Origin of the sequence: Mesorhizobium sp. M7A.F.Ca.CA.003.01.2.1, from assembly GCF_003998945.1 — a bacterium.
Lineage (GTDB): Bacteria > Pseudomonadota > Alphaproteobacteria > Rhizobiales > Rhizobiaceae > Mesorhizobium > Mesorhizobium ciceri.
Genome location: NZ_RZRA01000545.1, coordinates 1 through 3860, shown reverse-complemented (window position 1 = coordinate 3860; position 3860 = coordinate 1). Strand labels below are relative to the sequence as shown.

The window sequence follows — 3860 nt, the reverse complement described above, 5'->3', positions numbered from 1 at the left end:
CTCATCTCCTCGCCATTCTTGCGATGGCGCTGCAATTGCGCCATCGCAAGAATGGCGAGGAGATGAGCGCGCTGCTGCGCCTGCCGGTGGCGCTGAAGCGCTTCATCCGTCTGCCGGACCGCAAGCATCATGTCCGCTTCATCCCGCTGGAAGAGGCTGTCGGCCTCTATATCGGCAAGCTCTTCCCCGGCTACGAGGTCAAGGGCTCCGGCACGTTCCGCATCATCCGTGACAGCGATATCGAGGTCGAGGAGGAGTCCGAGGACCTCGTGCGCCTGTTCGAAACGGCGCTGAAGCGGCGTCGGCGCGGATCGGTGATCCGCATCGAATTCGACAGGCTGATGCCTGGCGAATTGCGCGATTTCGTCGCCGGCGAGCTTGGCGTGTCGTCCAGCCGCATCAGCGTCTTGACCGGTCCATTGGCGCTCAGCCAGATTTCCGAGATCGTCGCCGTTCCCCGCGACGACCTGAAATTCACGCCCTACAATCCGCGTTTTCCCGAGCGCATCCGCGAGCATGGCGGCGATTGTTTCGCCGCCATCCGCGAGAAGGACATCGTCGTCCATCACCCTTACGAATCCTTCGATGTGGTGGTGCAGTTCCTGCGCCAGGCAATGGCCGATCCGGAGGTGGTGGCGATCAAGCAGACGCTTTACCGCACCTCCAACGACAGCCCGATCGTGCGCGCGCTGGTCGACGCGGCCGAGGCCGGCAAGTCGGTCACCGCGCTGGTCGAGCTCAAGGCGCGTTTCGACGAGGAAGCCAACATCCGCTGGGCGCGCGACCTGGAGCGGGCCGGCGTGCAGGTGGTGTTCGGATTTCTCGAACTGAAGACACATGCGAAAATGTCGCTGGTGGTGCGGCGCGAGGACGGCAAGCTGCGCAATTACGTGCACCTCGGCACCGGCAACTACCATCCGGTCACCGCACGCATCTACACCGACCTGTCCTTCTTCACCACAGATCCGACGATTGCCCGCGATGTCGCCCAGCTGTTCAATTTCATCACCGGCTATGCCGAGCCGACGGACGAAATGCGGTTGGCGATCTCGCCGTTCACGCTGAGAAGCCGCATCCTGAAGCACATTGCCGACGAGATTGCCTACGCGGTGCAAGGCAAACCGGCGCGCATCTGGATGAAGATGAACGCCCTCGTCGATCCGATCATCATCGACGCGCTCTACGATGCCAGCCGCGCCGGCGTCGAGATCGACCTTGTCGTGCGCGGCATCTGCTGCCTGCGGCCGCAGGTTCCGGGCCTGTCGGAAAACATCCGCGTAAAATCGATCGTCGGCCGTTTTCTCGAGCACAGCCGCATCTATTGTTTCGGCAATGGTTTCGGCCTGCCGTCGGACGAGGCGATCGTCTACATCTCCTCGGCCGACCTGATGCCGCGCAATCTCGACCGCCGCGTCGAAACCATGGTGCCGATCACCAATCCAACTGTGCATGAACAGATCCTTGGCCAGATCATGCTGGGCAACATTATGGACAATCAGCAAAGTTTCGACGTATTGGCTGATGGAACCTCCCGGCGCGTCGTGCTGGAGGAGGGCGAGGAACCGTTCAACGCGCAGGAATATTTCATGACCAATCCGAGCCTGTCGGGACGGGGTGACGCGCTGAAGTCGCATGCGCCCAAGCGCATCGCGCAGTTCAAGCGCCGCAAGAAGAACGCTGCAGCGTCCGGCTGATGCTGTCTGATTCTCAGGGCCGGCTGCAGGACCGCCGACCGCTGTCCATCATCGACATCGGATCGAACTCGATCCGTCTCGTCGTCTATGAGGGGCTGGCGCGCTCGCCGACCATGCTGTTCAACGAAAAGATGCTGGCCGGTCTCGGCCGCGGCATCGTTTCGACGGGCAAGCTCGACCCCGAGGCGGTAACGCGCTCGATGGAAGAGTTCCGCCGCTTTCGTGCGCTTTCCGACCAGGCGGGCGCCGAGCAGATGTATGTGCTGGCGACCGCGGCGGCCCGCGAGGCGGTCAACGGCCCCGATTTCATCCACCGCGCCGAGGATGTGCTGAAGACCGAGATCCGAGTGATCAGCGGTCGTCAGGAAGCGTACTATTCCGCGCTCGGCGTCATTTCCGGTTTCCATCCGGCCGATGGCATCGCCGGCGATCTGGGCGGCGGCAGCCTCGAACTGGTCGATGTCAGCGGCGAGGCGATCGGCGACGGCATCACGCTGCCGCTGGGCGGCCTGCGCCTGCAGGACATGGCGAAGAACTCGCTGACCCAGGCGGCCAGGATCGCGCGTGACGAACTGGCGAAGGCCAAGCTGTTGAAAGGCGGGCAGGGCAGGCCCTTCTACGCCGTCGGCGGCACCTGGCGAAATCTTGCCCGGCTGCACATGGAAATGACCAACTATCCGCTTGGCGTCATGCACCATTACGAGATATCGGCCGAAAGCGCGGCGAACTTCCTCAAGCAGGTGGCCAAGGCCGAGATCGAGAAGGTCAAGGGCATCGAAGGCGTTTCGAAGAACCGCCGTTCGCTGCTGCCCTATGGCGCCATCGTGCTGCAGGAGATCATGGCGGCGATGCAGCCGTCGAAGATCATCGTCTCGGCGCTTGGCGTGCGCGAAGGCTTTCTCTATTCGCTGCTCGACGAGGCCGAGCGGAAGGCCGATCCGCTGATTTCGGCCTCGGAGGAACTCGCCCGCCTGCGCTCGCGCTCCGTCACCCATGCGCATGAACTTGTCGACTGGACCGCCAAGACCTTTGCCGCCTTCGGCATCGACGAGACCGAGGACGAGGCGCGCTACCGCCACGCGGCCGCATTGCTGGCGGACATCGGCTGGCGCGCGCATCCCGAATACCGCGGCAAGCAATCGCTCAACATCATTGCGCACGCGTCCTTCTTCGGCGTCGACCATCCTGGCCGTGCTTTCCTGGCGATGGCCAACGCCTATCGTCACGACGGCATCTTCAACGAAGCCATCGCCCCCGAGATCAAGGCTCTGGCATCGCCGCGTTATCTGGAGCGCGCCCGCGTCCTCGCCGCGATGATGCGCGTCGTCTACCTGCTGACGGCGTCGATGCCCGGCATCATGCCCAGGCTGAAATGGGAACAGCGCGCCAACGGCGTGCTGGCGCTGGTCTTGCCGGCATCGCTGGCCGATCTCTATGGCGAGCGGCCGGCCGGGCGCCTGGCGCAGCTGGCCAGGATCACCAACCGCCGGCTGGTGCTGGCCGTCGAGGGTGGCCCCAGCATGTCAGTGAAATAAGGCGCTAGCTGCTAGCAGACCCGTGTCTTATCTGACTTAAGCGGAGACCTGCCGGTCGTACTTCGCCGGCGGCTTCGCCTTTGATGACCGGCTTCCCCCAATCCGTCGCTGCTTTGCAGCGCCACCTTTCCCCCCTCCGGAGGGAAAGGAAGGGAGCCTCGTTGGAAGAGCGTTGGCGGCAATAGGCTCGCGGCCTTCCTCTACCCCGTCGATCAGGGGAGAGGTGACTCGACGAAGCCGAGACGGAGTGGGGTCGATCAGCTCGGGCCCATCTACGCAAAAATATCAAACCGCGCCGCGCCCGTCGATCGACCATGCGCCGGCGCCGGCCATCGCCAGCGCTACAAACCCACCTGATATCGCAATGTCCTTCATCAGCATCTGCTGGTGCAGGAAGGCGAGCATCGCGTCGCCGCCGCCCTGGCCATAATGGCCGATGAAGCCGGCGACGATACAGAAGGCAGCGAGCAGAAGCGCTATGATCCGGGTCTGGAAACCGACCAGGATGAGCAGCCCGGCGATCAGTTCGAACAGTCCCGTGCCCCAGGCAGCAAGTGTCGGCAGCGGCAGGCCGAGGCCGGCGAAATAGCCTGTGGTGCCGGCGATGTCGCTCAATGCATGGAAACCGGAA

The 3860-nt window shown here is 63.5% G+C and carries 3 protein-coding genes; 2 read left to right on the top strand and 1 reads right to left on the bottom strand.

Annotation, left to right across the window (positions count from 1 at the left end; all coding sequences use genetic code 11):
* Window positions 1-1694, top strand: a 1694-nt coding sequence (locus EN969_RS20725; RefSeq protein ID WP_127419355.1) for an RNA degradosome polyphosphate kinase, incomplete at its 5' end; no start/stop codon positions are given.
* A complete protein-coding gene (ppx, locus tag EN969_RS20720) occupies window positions 1694-3229 on the top strand; it encodes an exopolyphosphatase (RefSeq protein WP_013532415.1) in 1536 nt (511 codons plus the stop codon). The genes EN969_RS20725 and ppx, both read left to right, overlap by 1 nt.
* A gap of 285 nt (window positions 3230-3514) precedes the next feature.
* Here the strand turns inward: ppx and EN969_RS20715 are convergent.
* Window positions 3515-3860: DoxX family protein (locus tag EN969_RS20715; RefSeq protein WP_164758383.1), on the bottom strand; the 346-nt coding region annotated here is incomplete at its 5' end.

Bases quoted from the DNA above. Each gene is read 5' to 3' on its own strand.
- ppx (WP_013532415.1), top strand. From the start codon at position 1,694: ATGCTGTCTGATTCTCAGGGCCGGCTGCAGGACCGCCGACCGCTGTCC.